We start from the raw sequence: 15,638 nt of genomic DNA, 5'->3' as shown, positions 1-15,638 counted from the left end.
GAAAAGCCCTTAAAAAGATGTTTCAAGCGCTTTCATGTCTGTAACAGGAAGGTTACCGGGCCATCGTTGACCAGGTGCACCTGCATATCCGCGCCGAATCTACCTGATGCCACTGTGCCATGCATCTGTTTCGCTCTGCTTAATAGATAGTCGAATAATTTTTCGCCCAGCGCCGGAGGAGCGGCGGTCGAGAAACTCGGGCGCAACCCGCTTTTGGTGTCGGCAGCGAGGGTGAACTGAGAGACCAGCAGCAACCCGCCGCCCACATCCGCCAGGGACAGATTCATCTTGCCCTCGGCGTCACTGAACACTCGATAGTTAAGCAGCTTATGCAGAAGTTTGTCGGCGCTGGCCGGCGTGTCGTCGGGTTCTACCGCCACCAGCACCAGCAAACCCTGATCGACACTGCCAACCACCTCGCCCGCCACTTCGACCCGCGCGCCTTTCACGCGCTGCAACAGACCCTTCATGCTTCTTCGGGCGGCAGATCGAGCAGACGACGGGCCATTTTGCTGGCGGCGCGCACCAGCGCATCGGTGATGCCCGGTTCGGACGCGGCGTGGCCGGCATCGCGGATCACCTGCAGCTCGCTGTTCGGCCAGGCCTGATGCAGTTCCCAGGCGTTGTCGAGCGGGCAGATCACGTCGTAGCGGCCGTGGATGATCACGCCCGGCAGATGGGCGATCTTGCCCATGTCGCGGATCAGCTGGTTCGGCTCAAGGAACGCATTGTTGGTGAAGTAGTGGCATTCGATCCGTGCGATCGACAGGGCGCGCTGCGGTTCGGAGAAGCGGTCGACCACCAGCGGATTCGGCCGCAGGGTCGCGGTGCGCCCTTCCCAGGTCGACCAGGCCTTGGCCGCATGCATCTGGGCGATCTGGTCGTTGCCGGTCAGGCGTTTGTGGAACGCGCTGAGCAGGTCGTCGCGCTCGTCCAGCGGAATCGGCGCGAGGTAGTCCTGCCAGTAATCGGGGAACAGACGGCTGGCGCCGGCCTGGTAGAACCATTCGATTTCCTGCGGACGGCAGAGAAAGATCCCGCGCAGGATCAGGCCATGTACGCGCTCCGGATGGGTCTGCGCGTAGGCCAGCGCCAGGGTCGAACCCCAGGAGCCGCCGAACAGCACCCATTTGTCGATGCCCAGGTGTTTACGAATACGCTCGAGGTCTTCGACCAGATCCCAGGTGGTGTTGTTTTCCAGACTGGCGTGGGGCGTGGAGCGACCGCAGCCGCGCTGGTCGAAGGTGACAATGCGATACAGGTTCGGATCGAAATAACGGCGACTCTGGGCGTCGCACCCGGCGCCGGGACCTCCGTGGATGAACACCACCGGCAAACCTTCCGGTGAACCGCTTTCGTCGACGTACAGCGTATGGGTGTCATCGACGGCCAGATCGTGCCGTGCGTGAGGTTTGATCTGCGGAAACAAAGTCTGCATTGCGCGCTCCGTAAGGGGTCGAGGTCATCCCTGGGGGGACTTCTATTATTCTGCCGTCCGGCATCATAAACCCGATTTACGTCAATGAGCATGCCCGTGCGCTGTCACATTTTGTCAGCCATGAACCCCAGCAGGTTCTCAAAGAGACGATCGACCTCGGCGACCTGATGTCGCGCCCGCAGGCAGCCGTGAACCAGCCCTTCGCCGTAATACAGCGCCGCGTCGACGCCCGCTGCGTCAAGCCGTTCGGCATAGCACACGCCGTCGTCACGCAGCGGATCGAACTGCGCCACGGCGATCCAGGCCGGGGGCAGACCGCTGAAATCCCCGGCCAGTAACGGCATCGCATAGGCGTTCGGCTTCGCGGTGCCGCGCAGGTACAGGGCGTGATAACAATCGACATCGCTGCTGGCGAGCAACGGCGCATCGGCGCATTCGCTGCGTGACGCTAACTGTGCGTCGCCTCCCAGTCCCGGATAGATCAAGACCTGCGCGCCCGGCAGCGGCTCGCCGGCATCGCGCAACGCCAGGCACAGCGCCGCCGCCAGATTGCCGCCGGCGCTGTCACCCGCCACCAGCATCCGTCCAGAATCGAACCAGAACGGCCCGCTGCGCAATGCGCGCCAGACGCTCAGGCAATCCTCGAAACCGGCCGGGAACGGGTGCTCCGGCGCCAGCCGGTAATCCACCGCCACCACCATTGCCCCGAGCGCCATCGCCAGCTCGCAGCAGATGAAATCGTGGGAATCCAGCCCGCCGACCACCCAACCGCCGCCGTGCAGATACAACACGCACGGCCAGCCACTGGCCGATGGCCGGACAGGCGGGCGATACGAACGCACCGCCACCCCGCTCAACTGGAAATCCACCACCTCCAGACCCGCCGGCCGTTCGGGCGTGAAGGCGCGACACATGTCGTCATAGGATTTGCGCAATCCGCCTAGGCTGCTGTCATCGCTGGCAAAGCCTTCGGTTCTGGAAACGAAGGCTGCCATCGACGGCGAAAGTGGATAAGTGCCCATCAGTTTTTCAGGCTGGCCTGAACCGTGGCCACGCCGTCCTTGCCGTCGAAGCTGCTGACACCCGCCAGCCAGCGTTGCAGGTCTTCGGGATGCTCACGCAGCCAGCTCTTCGCCACTTCCTGCGGTGTCTTGCGCTCCATGATCGGCACCATCAACTGGCTTTCCTGGGCGGCGGTGAAGGTCAGGTTTTCAAGCAGACGATGGACGTTCGGGCAGCGCTCGGCGTAGTCCGGCGCGGTGACCGTGGAAACGGTGGCGGCGCCTTCGTTCGGGCCGTAGACGTCTTCGCTGCCGGTCAGGTAGGTGATTTTCATGTTGATGTTCATCGGGTGCGGGGTCCAGCCGACGAACACCACGAACTCCTTGCGGTTCACCGCTCGCTGCACGGCGGCGAGCATGCCGGCCTCACCGGGTTCGATGATCTTGAAATCCTTCAGGCCGAAATGGTTGGTTTCGATCATGGTCTTGATCGTGGTGTTGGCGCCGCTGCCGGGCTCGATGCCGTAAATCTTGCCACCGAGCTGATCCTTGAATTTCGCGATGTCGCCGAAGGTCTTCAGCCCTGCCGCCGCCACGTAATCCGGCACTGCCAGCGTCGCCTGTGCGTCGGCCAGGCTGGGCTTGTCCATGACCTTGACCTGATTGGCGGCGAGGAATGGCGCGATGTTCTTGTCCATCGCCGGTTTCCAGTAGCCGAGGAAGATATCCAGACGTTTGTCGCGGATGCCGGCGAAGATGATTTGCTGCACGGCGCTGGTCTGTTTGCTTTCGTAGCCGAGGCCGTTGAGCAGCACGTCGGCCATGCCGCTGGTGGCGATCACGTCGGTCCAGTTGACCACGCCCATGCGCACGGTTTTGCAGGAAGCATCATCGGAAGCCATGGCACCGGCGCTGAGCAGCGCACTGCCGGTGAGGATTAACGCACAACGAGTGAACAGTCTTTTCATGTGGGATCGTCTCGTGCGGCAGCGGGTTATTGTTCGGATCGGTGTCTTCTTGCACCGTGGTCGAAACATTACGCAGCGGACGAGCGGGAAAAGCGAACTGTGGCGACCGGGATTTGCACGGTGGCGACTGTTTGAGGGCGCCCCCCAGATCGCTCACTCACCGCAGATCGTTCCCATGCTCTGCGTGGGAATGCCTCAAGGGACGCTCCGCGTCCAGTGACGCGGAGCGTCACGGGCTGCATTCCCACGCGGAGCGTGGGAACGATCAGACAATCAGTTAGGCTGTATAGCGGGATTTGCCCCAGGCGAGCAGTCCTTGCAGCAATTCCTTCAGCACCACCCGCGTCGGCTCGGCCAAATCGGCGCGGTAGCGGAACGGTTCGAACTCTTCCATATACGTGCACTGGCCCAGCTCCAGTTGCACGGCGTGGATGTTCTCGGCCGGGTTGCCGTAGTGACGGGTGATGTGGCCGCCCTTGAAGCGTCCGTTCAGCACATGGCTGTAAGCGGCGTGGCGGGCGCAGATCGCTTCCAGTTGGGTGGCCAGTTGTGGATCGCAACTGGCGCCATTGAAGGTGCCAAGGTTGAAGTCTGGCAGCTTGCCGTCGAACAGGTGCGGGATGATCGAACGGATCGAGTGCGCATCGAACAGCAGCGCGTAACCGAACTCGGCCTTCAGCCGCGCCAGTTCTTCCTGCAAGGTGCGGTGGTACGGCGTCCAGATTTGCTCCAGGTACGTCGCACGTTCTTCTTTCGACGGCTCCTTGCCTTCCGTGAACAACGGAATGCCATCGAACAGCGTCGCCGGGTACAGCCCGGTGGTGGCGCCAGCGTACAGCGGTTTGTCGTCGGACGGCCGGTTCAGGTCGATGACGAATCGCGAGTACTCGGCCGCCAGGGTGCTGGCGCCCAGTTCGGCGGCGAAGTCGTAAAGCTGCGGAATGTGCCAGTCGGTGTCCGGCAGGCTTTTCGCGTCCGGGATCAATCCGGCCTCGACCGCCGGGGTCAGGCGCACACCGGCGTGGGGCATGCTGATCAGCAGCGGCACGCGACCTTGTTTGAAGTTCAGAACCTTATCCACAACCGCTCTCCTACAGACTTGATTCAACGCCGTGACGCACGACGCGTTTGTCCAGTTCACCACCCAGCCAGTACGCCAGGTCCGCCGGCCGATCGATCTGCCAAGCGACAAAATCGGCGACCTTGCCGACTTCCAGCGAACCGTGGGTCTCGGCCATGCCCAAGGCTTGTGCCGCATGAATCGTGGCGCCGGCCAGCGCCTCCTCCGGGGTCATGCGAAAGCAGGTGCAGGCCATGTTCAGCATCAGGCGCAAAGACAGCGCCGGCGAGGTGCCGGGGTTGAGGTCGCTGGCGATGGCGATTTTCACTTTGTGTTTGCGCAGGGCTTCCATCGGCGGCAACTGGGTTTCGCGCAGGAAGTAGAACGCGCCCGGCAACAACACCGCGACGGTGTCGGATTCGGCCATGGCGATGGCGTCGGCCTCGTCCATGAACTCCAGGTGATCGGCGGACAATGCGTGATAACGCGCGGCCAGGCTGGAGCCGTGCAGCGACGACAATTGCTCGGCGTGCAGCTTCACCGGCAGACCGAGTTTTTGCGCGGCGATGAACACCCGCTCGACTTGTTCCGGGGAGAACGCCAGGTATTCGCAGAATGCATCCACCGCATCCACCAGGCCTTCGGCGGCCAGCGCCGGGAGCATCTCGGCGCAGATGTGATCGATGTAAGCGTCGGCGCGGTCCTTGTACTCCGGCGGCAATGCGTGGGCGGCCAGGCAGGTGCTGCGCACGCTGATCGGCAGCTCGGCGGCGAGGCGACGGATGACCCGCAGGATCTTGCGCTCGCTGGCCAGATCGAGGCCGTAGCCGGATTTCATTTCGACCGTGGTCACGCCGTCGCGCATCAGGCTTTTCAGGCGTTTGGCGGCGCTGGCGAACAGCTCGTCTTCCGAGGCTTCGCGCGTGGCGCGTACGGTGCTGGCGATGCCGCCGCCGGCCGCTGCGATCTCGGCGTAGCTGACGCCTTGCAGGCGCTTCTCGAATTCGCCGCTGCGGTTGCCGCCGAACACGGTGTGGGTGTGGCAGTCGATCAGGCCGGGGGTGACCCACGCGCCTTGCAGGTCATTGACCGCCGGGTATTCGCCTGACGGCAATCGGCTGCGCGGGCCGATCCACTCGATGAGTGCACCGGACGTCACGATGGCCGCATCCTCGATGATCGAGTAGACGCCTTGCGCCATGGTTGCGACGTGGCAGTGTTGCCAGAGGGTTTTCATCCCAAGTCCTCGTCTTGTGATCGTTCCCACGCTCTGCGTGGGAATGCCTCAAGGGACGCTCCGCGTCCAGCGACGCGGAGCGTCCCGGGCTGCATTCCCACGCGGACGGTTCGACGCCTCGACGTGGGAACGATCAGTGGTGGGGTTAAAGGCTCGGCAGCAACTTCGCCGGAACCAGTTCAGTCAGAACCCGCGAAGCCAGCAGCTCGGTCGCCGCATTGATGTCCGGCGCGAAGAAGCGGTCCTTCTCGTAGAACGGCACTTCGCGACGCAGAATCCCTCGGGCCTGTTCCAGTTTGGCCGAGGTCTTCAAACCGTTGCGCAGGTCCAGCCCCTGCACCGCCGCCAGCCATTCCACCGCAAGAATCCCGCGCGTGTTCTCGGCCATTTCCCACAGGCGCTTGCCGGCAGCCGGAGCCATCGACACGTGGTCTTCCTGGTTGGCAGAAGTCGGCAGGCTGTCTACCGAATGCGGATGGGCCAGCGCCTTGTTTTCGCTGGCCAGTGCCGCAGCGGTCACCTGGGCGATCATGAAGCCGGAGTTCACGCCGCCATTGGCCACCAGGAACGGCGGCAGTTGCGACATGTGCTTGTCCATCATCAGCGAGATACGACGCTCGCTCAGGGAACCGATTTCGGCAATGGCCAACGCCATGTTGTCAGCGGCCATGGCCACCGGCTCGGCGTGGAAGTTGCCGCCGGAAATCACGTCGCCTTCGGCCGCGAACACCAGCGGGTTGTCGGATACGGCGTTGGCTTCGACGGCCAGCACCTCGGCGGCCTGACGGAACTGAGTCAGGCATGCGCCCATGACTTGCGGCTGGCAACGCAGCGAGTACGGATCCTGAACCTTTTCGCAGTTCTGGTGCGAGTCGGAGACTTCGCTGCGTTCGCCCAGCAGATCGCGGTAAGCGGCAGCGGCGTCGATCTGGCCTTTCTGGCCACGAGCGGCGTGGATGCGTGCGTCGAACGGCGAGCGCGAACCGAGCACCGCTTCCACCGTCAGACCGCCCAGCGCCAGTGCGCCGGCGAACAGGTCTTCACCTTCGAACAGACCACGCAACGCGAATGCAGTGGAAACCTGAGTACCGTTGAGCAGCGCCAGACCTTCTTTTGCCGCCAGGGTCAGCGGGGTCAGACCGGCGACTTTCAGCGCTTCGGTCGCTTCCATCCACTCGCCCTTGTAACGCGCCTTGCCCTCGCCCAGCAGCACCAGCGACATGTGCGCCAGCGGTGCCAGGTCACCGGATGCACCGACCGAGCCTTTCAACGGAATGTGCGGATAGACCTCGGCGTTGATCAGCGCGATCAGCGCATCGATCACCACCCGACGAATGCCGGAGAAACCACGGCTGAGGCTGTTGACCTTGAGCACCATGATCAGGCGCACCAGCTCATCGCTGATCGGCTGGCCAACGCCGGCGGCGTGGGACAGCACCAGCGAGCGCTGAAGGTTTTCCAGGTCTTCGCTGGCGATGCGGGTCGAGGCCAGCAGGCCGAAACCGGTGTTGATGCCATACGCGGTGCGGTTTTCCGCGAGGATCTGCTCGACGCAGGCCACGCTGGCTTCGATCTGCGCGCTGGCGCTGTTGTCGAGGGTCAGCTTGACGGGGTTCTGATAAACGTCACGCAGTTGGGCCAGGCTCAGTTGGCCGGGGATCAGGTTCAGCGCAGTCATTTTGTGCTCCTTTTGAGAGTTTATTGTTAACTCGCCAGACGCTCCGGAGATGTCCGTTGTCCGTCGCGTCTGCCCTTTTGGGGAGCCGCGCCTTGGCACGCTGGCGTGGGTAGTTGTCAGTGCAGATTCGGTAATGCGTTGTGCAGCAGATCCGGGTCTTTCAGAACGCTTGCGGCAGCGGCGATATCCGGTGCCAGCCAGCGGTCCTGATCGTAGGCCGGGACTTTTTCGCGCAGCAGTCGCCAGGCGGTATCGGTGCCGGCGCCGAAGCGCTGTTCCTTGAGAAATTCAAACGCCTGGGCCGCCAGCAGGTACTCGATGGCGAGGATCTGCGTGCAGTTTTCCAGCGCGCGATGCAGCTTCAGCGCGGCGTTGGTGCCCATGCTCAAGTGATCTTCCTGCAGGCCCGAGGTGACGTAGTTGTCGAGCACCGCCGGTTGCGCCAACTGGCGGTTTTCCGCGCACAGCGACGCGGCGACGTATTGCACGATCATCATCCCGGAGTTCACCCCCGGATTGGCCACCAGAAACGCCGGCAGACCGCTGACGTGCGGGTTGATCAGGCGATCCAGACGCCGCTCGGCAATCGAGCCGATTTCAGCCATCGCAATCGCCAGAAGATCCGCCGCCAGCGCCACCGATTGTCCGTGCGGGTTGGCCTGGGACATGACACGGAAGTCATCCGGCGTGCCCAGCAACAACGGGTTGTCGGTGCAGCCGTTGAGCTCGGTTTCGATCTGCTTGATCGCGTGTTCCAGTTGATCGCGGGCGGCGCCGTGCACCTGTGGGATCGAACGGATGCTCAAGGCATCCTGAGTGCGAATGCCTTTGCTCGACGCAATCACTTCACTGCCATCGAGCAAGGCGCGCAGATTGACGCCGACCTGCTGCATGCCCGGATGCGGTTTGAGCGCAATGATCTCGGCATCGAACGCGGCGATCTGGCCACGCTGGGCCTCGAAGCTCATGGCGCCGATCACGTCGGCCCATTGCAGCAGGCGCGTGGCGTCGGCGATCGCCAGGCAACCGAGGCCGGTCATGCACGGCGTGCCGTTGACCAGGCACAGGCCGTCCTTCGCCCCGAGCTGCACCGGTTGCAGGCCCTCTTCGGCCAGCGCCTGCTGCGCGGACACCACTTGCCCGCGATAGCTGACATTGCCCACGCCCAGCAGCGCGATGCCGATGTGCGCCATGTGGGTCAGGTAACCCACCGAACCCTGGGACGGTACTTGCGGGGTGATGCCGCGATTGAGCAGCGCCAGCAGCGCTTCGACCACCCGGCGATGAATGCCGGATTTGCCGTGGCTGTAGTTGCGGATCGCCGAGCACATGATGGCGCGGGTCTGCTCATCGGCCAGCACCGGACCGACGCCGCAGGCATGGCTGAGCAAGGTGTTGCGCGACAGCTGACTGAGCTGTTCGTCTTTCAGCGAGACGTTGCACAGCGCACCGAGCCCGGTGTTCACGCCGTAGGCGCGCTCGCCGCTGGCAACGATACGCTGGACGATGCCCTGCGCGTTTTCAATGCGCGCCCAGGTCTGCGCCGACAGCTCGAGCTGCGCGCCGTGACGGGCGACTGCGACCACATCCTGCCAACGCATCGGGGCGTCGGCGATAACGATTTTTTCAGCCTGGGACATCTAAAACCTCTTGGACTTGATCGTTCCCATGCTCTGCGTGGGAATGCCGCTTGGGACGCTCCGCGTCCCGCTCTCAACGCAAGACTGGAGTCCTGCGCAATGGTGACGCGGAGCGTCACGGGATGCATTCCCACGCAGAGCGTGGGAACGAGCCTGCCGTAAACCTTTAAACCACCGCCGCCCGCCGCTGCACGAAACGGTCGACATACTCGTCCGCCGGCGAATGCAGGATCTCTTTCGGCGTGCCGACCTGGATCAGGCGGCCGTCCTTGAGGATCGCGATGCGGTTGCCGATGCGCACGGCCTCGTCGAGGTCGTGGGTGATGAAGACGATGGTCTTGTGCAGGGTCTTTTGCAGCTCCAGCAACTGGTCCTGCATCTCGGCGCGGATCAGCGGATCCAGCGCACTGAACGCTTCGTCCATCAGGATGATGTCGGTGTCCGCTGCCAATGCCCGGGCCAGACCTACACGTTGGCGCATGCCGCCGGAGAGCTGGTGCGGGTATTTGTTTTCGTAGCCCTTGAGGCCCACGGTGTTGATCCAGTGCAGCGCACGCTCGGCGCACAGTTGCTTGCTCTCGCCGCGCACTTTCAGGCCGTAGGCGACATTGTCGAGCACGGTCTTGTGCGGCAGCAGACCGAAGCTCTGGAACACCATGCTGATCTTGTGCCGGCGAAATTCGCGCAAGGCGTCCATGTCGTATTGCAGGATGTCCACGCCGTCCACCAGGATCGCGCCGCTGGTCGGGTCGATCAGGCGGTTGAAGTGGCGCACCAGGGTCGATTTGCCCGAGCCGGACAGGCCCATGATCACGAAGATCTCGCCGGTGCCGATGCTCAGGGACAAATCGTTGACCCCGACCACGCAACCGGTTTCGTTCAGCACCTGATCCTTGGTCTTGCCCTGGCCGACCATCGTCAGTGCATCCTTGGCGCGGTTGCCGAAAATCTTGAAGACGTTTTTGACTTCGATCTTGCTCACGGTTGCGTTGCTCATTTGCTCACCTCATGCCGTGGCCGACCATACGCCTGGGTAATGCGGTCGATGACCACTGCGAGAATCACGATCGCCAGACCGGCCTCGAGACCGCGTCCGACGTTGAGGGTCTGAATGCCCACCAGCACATCTTCACCCAGGCCACGGGCGCCGATCATCGAGGCGATCACCACCATCGACAGGGCCATCATGGTGGTCTGGTTGATCCCGGCCATGATGCTCGGCAGGGCCAGCGGCAGTTGCACGCCGAACAGTTGCTGCCAGCGGTTGGCGCCGAAAGCGTTGATCGCTTCCATCACTTCGCCGTCGACCTGGCGGATGCCCAGATCGGTCAGGCGGATCAGCGGCGGCGCGGCGTAGATCACGGTGGCGAAAATCGCCGGCACCTTGCCCAGGCCGAACAGCATCAGCACCGGAATCAGGTACACGAAGCTGGGCATGGTCTGCATGATGTCGAGCAGCGGCATCAGCACCGAGCGCAGGCGATTGCTGCGCGCCGAGAGAATCCCCAGCGGTACGCCGATCAGCACCGAAATGACCGTCGCCACCATCATCAGCGCGAGGGTCTGCATCAACTTGTCCCACAGACCGACAGCGCCGACCAGGAACAACAGACCGACGATCACGGCAGTGGTCACGACTTTGCGCGTCGCATGCCAGGCCACGACGCCGACGATGGCCAGCATCAACCACCACGGCGCGGCGCGCAGCAGGCCTTCAAGATTGACGATGGCCCACAGCAGGGTGTCGGAGATATGGCGGAACACGTCGCCGTAGTTGGTGACCAGCGCATCGACCCAACCGTTGACCCAGTCGGCGATGGAAAAGGTAAAGCTTTCGGGAAACATAAGCGGCTCTCAATCAGGAAACTCAATCAAGCGATTGCGGCGAACACCCCGGCCAGCCTCTCGGTTGGCCGGGAGGAATTCGACCTACAGCGCCGCGTCGATTTTCTTGGCAGCGTCTTCACTCACCCACGCATGCCAGACTTCAGGATGTTCCTTGAGGAAGATTTTCGCCAGTTTTGGCGACTCGATACGTTCCTTCGCCATGCGGCCCAGGTTCTGGTTCAGCAGGTCGATCGGCAGGTTGACCTTTTCCAGCACGGCCACCAGTTCCGGCGCTTGCTCGTGGAAGGTCTTGGACAGACCGACCTTGATGGTCACGGTCTTGTCGACGCCCGGTTTTTCTTCCAGTTTCACTGCGTCGATCTGGCCCATCAGCGGGGTTGGCGACCAGTAGTAGAACAGGATCGGCTCGCCACGCTTGTAGCTCGACAGCACAGCCGCATCCAGCGCTGGACCTGTGCCCGGACGGAAGTTGGTGTAGCTGTTTTCCAGGCCGTAGCTTTTCAGCATTTCGCTGTTGTCCAGCTCGCAGGTCCAGCCGGCCGGGCAGTTGTAGAAGCGGCCCTTGGAAGGTTCTTCGGCGTCCTTGAAGATGGCGGCGTATTTGCCCAGGTCGGCGATGTTTTTCAGGTCCGGCGCCTTGGCTTCGAGTTTGCGTTTGGCGTCGCCTTCGATCACGTAGCGCGGCACGTACCAGCCTTCGATCGCACCCACCACCGGGGCGCCGACACCGACGACCTTGCCGGCCTTCTCGGCCTTGTTCCAGACCTCGCTGCGGCCGACCCATTCTTCGGCGAAGATCTGGATGTCGTTGCTGCTCAGGGCGTTTTCCATGGTGATGGAGTTGCCCGGCAGGCTGTCGGTCTTGCAGTCGTAACCTTTCTCCAGCACCACTTGCAGAACGTCGGTCAGCAGCATGCCGCTTTCCCAGTTCAGGCCGGCGAATTTCACCGGTTTGCCGGACTCGCACCAGCCGGCGGCCTGGGTCGCGCCGGCGCTGGCCAGCAGGCCCATGGAAAGCAAGGTGGTCAGCAGGGTCTTGTTCGATTTCATTGTTGTGACGCTCCTAATCATGAATTGGCTTACGGCAGTCAAGAGGCATCCAGCCCTGTCCACGTCCAAATCAGGCCTGCGCCGCAGCGCGACCGGCCCCGCTTGTTTTAGGTTGTACAACGCTGTCCTGCTCGACGGGCAGAATCAGTCGATCGGGTACGGTGCCGTGCCATTTTTTCGCGCAGACGTAGTACAGCGCTGCGGGCAACACGAGACCGATGATCCAGGAAACATCCACATCCCCCAGGGCCGCTACCAATGGACCGGTATAGAACTTGGTGGAAATGAACGGCAGTTGCACCAGCACTCCGAACACATAAACGCTGATACCGAGGAGGTTCCAGCGGCCGTAGCGACCGTTCGGATCCGCCAGCGCCGGCACGTCGTAGCGCTCACGGGTGATGCAGTAGTAGTCCACCAGGTTGATCGCGCTCCACGGCGTGAAGAACGCCAGCAGGAACAGGATGAAGGACTTGAACGCACCGAGGAACGAATGCTGGCCGAGCAGCGCGATCAGGGTCGCCGCGCCGACAATCACCAGCACGAACACCAGACGCTGCATGCGGGTCACCGTCAGGTGGCCACGGAAGCCGCTGATGATGGTCGCGATGCACATGAAGCTGCCGTAGGAGTTCAGGGTGGAGATGGTGACCTTGCCGAACGCGATGCTGAAATACAGCAGCGCGGCGGTGGCACCGGTCCCGCCCAGACCGACGATGTAGGCGACTTCATGACCGGCGAATTGCCCGTTGGCCGAAGCGGCCGCGAACACACCGAGGATCATCGCCACCTGCGCACCGATCACCGAACCGGCACCGGCGGCGAAGAAGGTTTTCACCGACGACACCTTGCTCGGCAGGTAACGCGAGTAGTCCGCCACGTAAGGGCCGAAAGCGATCTGCCAGGAGGCCGCGAGCGACACCGCCAGCAGGAAACTGCTCCAGCTGAAGTGGCGGATTTCCAGAAGTGCGCCGACGTCCACCTGACTCATCAGACGGCTGAACAGATAAACGAAAGCAATCACGCCAATGGCACTGGCGATGCGGCCGATCCAGTGAATCACCCGATAGCCAAGCACCGTGACCACGACGATGACGCTGGCGAAAAGCAGGATGCCAACGGTATCGCTGACCCCGAACAACTGGCCCAGCGCCTGACCGGACAACACCGTTCCGGTGGCGGTGAAGCCGAGGTACATCAGGCACACCAGCACGATCGGAATCGCCGCGCCGTAGACGCCGAACTGCACCCGGCTGGAAATCATCTGCGGCAGGCCAAGCTTCGGCCCTTGCGCTGCGTGCAGCGCCATCACCCCGCCGCCCAGCAATTGACCGATCAGCAGACCGATCAACGACCAGAACACATCGCCGCCCAGCACCACGGCCAGGGCCCCGGTGACAATCGCGGTGATTTGCAGGTTGGCACCCATCCACAGGGTGAACTGACTGAACAGACGACCGTGTCTTTCCGCTTCCGGGATGTAGTCGATCGAACGCCTTTCGATCAACGGTTTACTGCCTGCACGATCGGTGTTGCCCGCCATGATTCAACCTCTGTGGATTGTTTTAATTGCTCTGTCCGGTTTACGCGATTCCTGTGGGAGCGGAGCTTTCCCGCGATGACGTCGGCACCTGCAACATCAATTCCGGCAGTGCCGCCGCCATCGCTGGCAAGCCAGCTCCCACAGGTTCTTTATTTGCCGGTGATCATCGGCAGGTTCAGCCCTTGTTCCTTGGCGCAGTCGATGGCGATCTGGTAACCGGCATCGGCGTGACGCATGACACCGGTGCCCGGGTCGTTGTGCAGCACGCGAGCGATACGCTCGGCCGCTTCGTCAGTACCGTCGCAGACAATCACCATGCCCGAGTGCTGGGAGAAGCCCATGCCGACGCCGCCGCCGTGGTGCAGGGAAACCCAGGTCGCACCGCTCGCGGTGTTCAGCAGGGCATTCAGCAGCGGCCAGTCGGAGACGGCATCGGAGCCGTCCTGCATGGATTCGGTTTCACGGTTCGGGCTGGATACCGAGCCGGAGTCGAGGTGGTCGCGACCGATCACGATCGGAGCCGACAGCTCGCCGCTGCGGACCATTTCGTTGAACGCCAGACCGAGCTTGGCGCGCAGGCCCAGGCCGACCCAGCAGATACGCGCCGGCAGACCCTGGAAGCTGATGCGCTCGCGGGCCATGTCCAGCCAGTTGTGCAGGTGGGCGTCGTCCGGGATCAGTTCTTTGACTTTGGCGTCGGTCTTGTAGATGTCCTGCGGATCACCCGACAGTGCAGCCCAGCGGAACGGGCCGATGCCACGGCAGAACAGCGGACGGATGTAGGCCGGTACGAAGCCTGGGAAATCGAATGCGTTTTCGACGCCTTCTTCCTGAGCCATCTGACGGATGTTGTTGCCGTAGTCGAAGGTCGGCACGCCCATTTTCTGGAAGTCGAGCATGGCTTTGACGTGAACGGCCATCGACTGTTTGGCAGCCTTGACCACAGCGGCTGGCTCGGTCTTGGCGCGGGCGCGGTATTCGTCCCAGGTCCAGCCGGCCGGCAGATAACCGTTGAGCGGGTCATGGGCGCTGGTCTGGTCGGTGACCATGTCCGGGCGCACGCCGCGCTTGACCAGCTCCGGGAGGATTTCAGCGGCGTTGCCGCACAGGGCGATGGAAACCGCCTTGCCTTCGGAGGTGTATTTGGCGATGCGGGCCAGCGCGTCGTCGAGGTCTTTGGCCTGCTCGTCGACGTAGCGGGTCTTGAGGCGGAAATCGATGCTGATCTGCTGGCATTCGATGTTCAGCGAGCAGGCACCGGCGAGGGTCGCGGCCAGTGGCTGGGCGCCGCCCATGCCGCCGAGGCCGGCGGTCAGTACCCACTTGCCGGTGAGGTTGTCGTTGTAGTGCTGGCGACCGGCTTCAACGAAGGTTTCGTAGGTGCCCTGGACGATGCCCTGGCTGCCGATGTAGATCCAGCTGCCGGCGGTCATCTGGCCGTACATGGCCAGGCCTTTGGCGTCGAGTTCGTTGAAGTGTTCCCAGGTCGCCCAGTGCGGCACCAGGTTGGAGTTGGCGATCAGTACGCGCGGGGCGTTGCTGTGGGTCTTGAACACGCCGACCGGCTTGCCCGATTGCACCAGCAGGGTTTCGTCTTCGTTGAGGTTGGTCAGGCTCTCGACGATCTTGTCGTAGCACTCCCAGTTACGCGCAGCGCGGCCGATGCCACCGTAGACCACCAGCTCTTTCGGGTTCTCGGCGACTTCCGGGTCGAGGTTGTTCATCAGCATGCGCAGCGGCGCTTCGGTCAGCCAGCTCTTGGCGGTCAGCTTGTTGCCGCGGGCGGCACGGATCTCAACATTACGAAACTTAGTAGGCTTATTGTCAGTCACGAAAAAGACTCCTCAGCGATCAATTCAAACCAACCCTGGCAGTGGGCAAGCAGCCTGTGCGCCTCAGTGCGCGACAAGCGAATCAGTGGACGCTGCGGAGAGTCTCGATCGACTCATACGCATACGTCTTTACTTGTACATACAAGCATATGCAATCAAGCGGCCAACTTGTTGGAGGACCGTTCAACAAAAATCCCGGACAGGGCTGCAGAGCGCCTGAATCAAGGGCTCTGGCGGTCATGAAATTTTTCGCGGGGTGGATTGAGGGTGGCGAGAGGTTGTTACGAAAGCGTTGTTTTGCGCCACGCTGGGGCGTTCGGTAACAAGTTGGTGCGCATTTCGG

General features: G+C 62.6%; 13 protein-coding genes. All 13 read right to left on the bottom strand.

Features of this window, described 5'->3' with window-relative positions:
- Window positions 1-32: 32 nt before the first annotated feature.
- The 13 genes from dtd to hutU all read right to left on the bottom strand — a co-directional run bounded on the left by dtd (window position 33) and on the right by hutU (window position 15,295).
- Window positions 33-470, bottom strand: a complete 438-nt coding sequence (dtd, locus tag ACTJK7_RS08250) for a D-aminoacyl-tRNA deacylase (RefSeq protein ID WP_011332054.1) — start codon at window positions 468-470, stop codon at window positions 33-35.
- Window positions 467-1,438 carry a prolyl aminopeptidase gene (gene pip, locus ACTJK7_RS08245; RefSeq protein WP_007952436.1) on the bottom strand — a complete coding sequence of 324 codons (972 nt, stop codon included), beginning with the start codon at window positions 1,436-1,438 and terminating at the stop codon, window positions 467-469. Before pip ends, dtd begins: the two co-directional genes overlap by 4 nt.
- A gap of 104 nt (window positions 1,439-1,542) precedes the next feature.
- Window positions 1,543-2,460: an alpha/beta hydrolase gene (locus tag ACTJK7_RS08240; protein WP_440780004.1), complete on the bottom strand. Its 918-nt coding sequence runs from the start codon at window positions 2,458-2,460 to the stop codon at window positions 1,543-1,545.
- Complete coding sequence (locus tag ACTJK7_RS08235; RefSeq protein WP_440780005.1) at window positions 2,460-3,407, bottom strand: choline ABC transporter substrate-binding protein; 948 nt, start codon at window positions 3,405-3,407, stop codon at window positions 2,460-2,462. Before ACTJK7_RS08235 ends, ACTJK7_RS08240 begins: the two co-directional genes overlap by 1 nt.
- Before the next feature lie 277 nt (window positions 3,408-3,684).
- Complete coding sequence (gene hutG / locus ACTJK7_RS08230) at window positions 3,685-4,488, bottom strand: N-formylglutamate deformylase (RefSeq protein WP_440780007.1); 804 nt, start codon at window positions 4,486-4,488, stop codon at window positions 3,685-3,687.
- 10 nt (window positions 4,489-4,498) lie between these two features.
- Complete coding sequence (hutI, locus tag ACTJK7_RS08225; RefSeq protein ID WP_440780009.1) at window positions 4,499-5,704, bottom strand: imidazolonepropionase; 1,206 nt, start codon at window positions 5,702-5,704, stop codon at window positions 4,499-4,501.
- A gap of 145 nt (window positions 5,705-5,849) precedes the next feature.
- A complete protein-coding gene (gene hutH / locus ACTJK7_RS08220; protein WP_440780010.1) occupies window positions 5,850-7,382 on the bottom strand; it encodes a histidine ammonia-lyase in 1,533 nt (510 codons plus the stop codon).
- 116 nt (window positions 7,383-7,498) lie between these two features.
- The gene (hutH, locus tag ACTJK7_RS08215) at window positions 7,499-9,022 is read right to left on the bottom strand and encodes a histidine ammonia-lyase (RefSeq protein ID WP_440780012.1); all 1,524 of its coding nucleotides are present in this window, start codon (window positions 9,020-9,022) and stop codon (window positions 7,499-7,501) included.
- Window positions 9,023-9,188: 166 nt separating this feature from the next.
- Entirely contained in the window at window positions 9,189-10,019 is an 831-nt protein-coding gene (locus ACTJK7_RS08210) for a quaternary amine ABC transporter ATP-binding protein (RefSeq protein WP_085654423.1), read from the bottom strand.
- Window positions 10,016-10,867, bottom strand: a complete 852-nt coding sequence (locus tag ACTJK7_RS08205; protein WP_007952475.1) for an ABC transporter permease — start codon at window positions 10,865-10,867, stop codon at window positions 10,016-10,018. The genes ACTJK7_RS08210 and ACTJK7_RS08205 overlap by 4 nt, the downstream gene beginning before the upstream one ends.
- 84 nt (window positions 10,868-10,951) lie before the next feature.
- Window positions 10,952-11,920 (bottom strand): ABC transporter substrate-binding protein, encoded by a 969-nt coding sequence (locus ACTJK7_RS08200; protein WP_064382816.1) that lies wholly within the window; start codon window positions 11,918-11,920, stop codon window positions 10,952-10,954.
- Window positions 11,921-11,990: 70 nt separating this feature from the next.
- Window positions 11,991-13,463 (bottom strand): purine-cytosine permease family protein, encoded by a 1,473-nt coding sequence (locus ACTJK7_RS08195; protein WP_440780015.1) that lies wholly within the window; start codon window positions 13,461-13,463, stop codon window positions 11,991-11,993.
- 149 nt (window positions 13,464-13,612) lie between these two features.
- Window positions 13,613-15,295, bottom strand: a complete 1,683-nt coding sequence (gene hutU, locus ACTJK7_RS08190) for a urocanate hydratase (protein ID WP_011332044.1) — start codon at window positions 15,293-15,295, stop codon at window positions 13,613-13,615.
- Between the last annotated feature and the right edge of the window lie 343 nt (window positions 15,296-15,638).

The organism is Pseudomonas sp. 22085, from assembly GCF_052045815.1.
GTDB classification, from domain to species: domain Bacteria; phylum Pseudomonadota; class Gammaproteobacteria; order Pseudomonadales; family Pseudomonadaceae; genus Aquipseudomonas; species Aquipseudomonas glycinae.
Note: the sequence above shows the minus strand (reverse complement) of the source record. Positions and strands in the feature narration are given on the sequence as shown.

Coding starts and splice junctions, on each gene's coding strand:
- ACTJK7_RS08235 (WP_440780005.1), bottom strand. CDS start 3,407: ATGAAAAGACTGTTCACTCGTTGTGCGTTAATCCTCACCGGCAGTGCG.
- dtd (WP_011332054.1), bottom strand. CDS start 470: ATGAAGGGTCTGTTGCAGCGCGTGAAAGGCGCGCGGGTCGAAGTGGCG.
- hutH (WP_440780012.1), bottom strand. CDS start 9,022: ATGTCCCAGGCTGAAAAAATCGTTATCGCCGACGCCCCGATGCGTTGG.
- ACTJK7_RS08195 (WP_440780015.1), bottom strand. CDS start 13,463: ATGGCGGGCAACACCGATCGTGCAGGCAGTAAACCGTTGATCGAAAGG.
- ACTJK7_RS08205 (WP_007952475.1), bottom strand. CDS start 10,867: ATGTTTCCCGAAAGCTTTACCTTTTCCATCGCCGACTGGGTCAACGGT.
- ACTJK7_RS08210 (WP_085654423.1), bottom strand. CDS start 10,019: ATGAGCAACGCAACCGTGAGCAAGATCGAAGTCAAAAACGTCTTCAAG.
- ACTJK7_RS08240 (WP_440780004.1), bottom strand. CDS start 2,460: ATGGGCACTTATCCACTTTCGCCGTCGATGGCAGCCTTCGTTTCCAGA.
- pip (WP_007952436.1), bottom strand. CDS start 1,438: ATGCAGACTTTGTTTCCGCAGATCAAACCTCACGCACGGCACGATCTG.
- hutH (WP_440780010.1), bottom strand. CDS start 7,382: ATGACTGCGCTGAACCTGATCCCCGGCCAACTGAGCCTGGCCCAACTG.
- ACTJK7_RS08200 (WP_064382816.1), bottom strand. CDS start 11,920: ATGAAATCGAACAAGACCCTGCTGACCACCTTGCTTTCCATGGGCCTG.
- hutI (WP_440780009.1), bottom strand. CDS start 5,704: ATGAAAACCCTCTGGCAACACTGCCACGTCGCAACCATGGCGCAAGGC.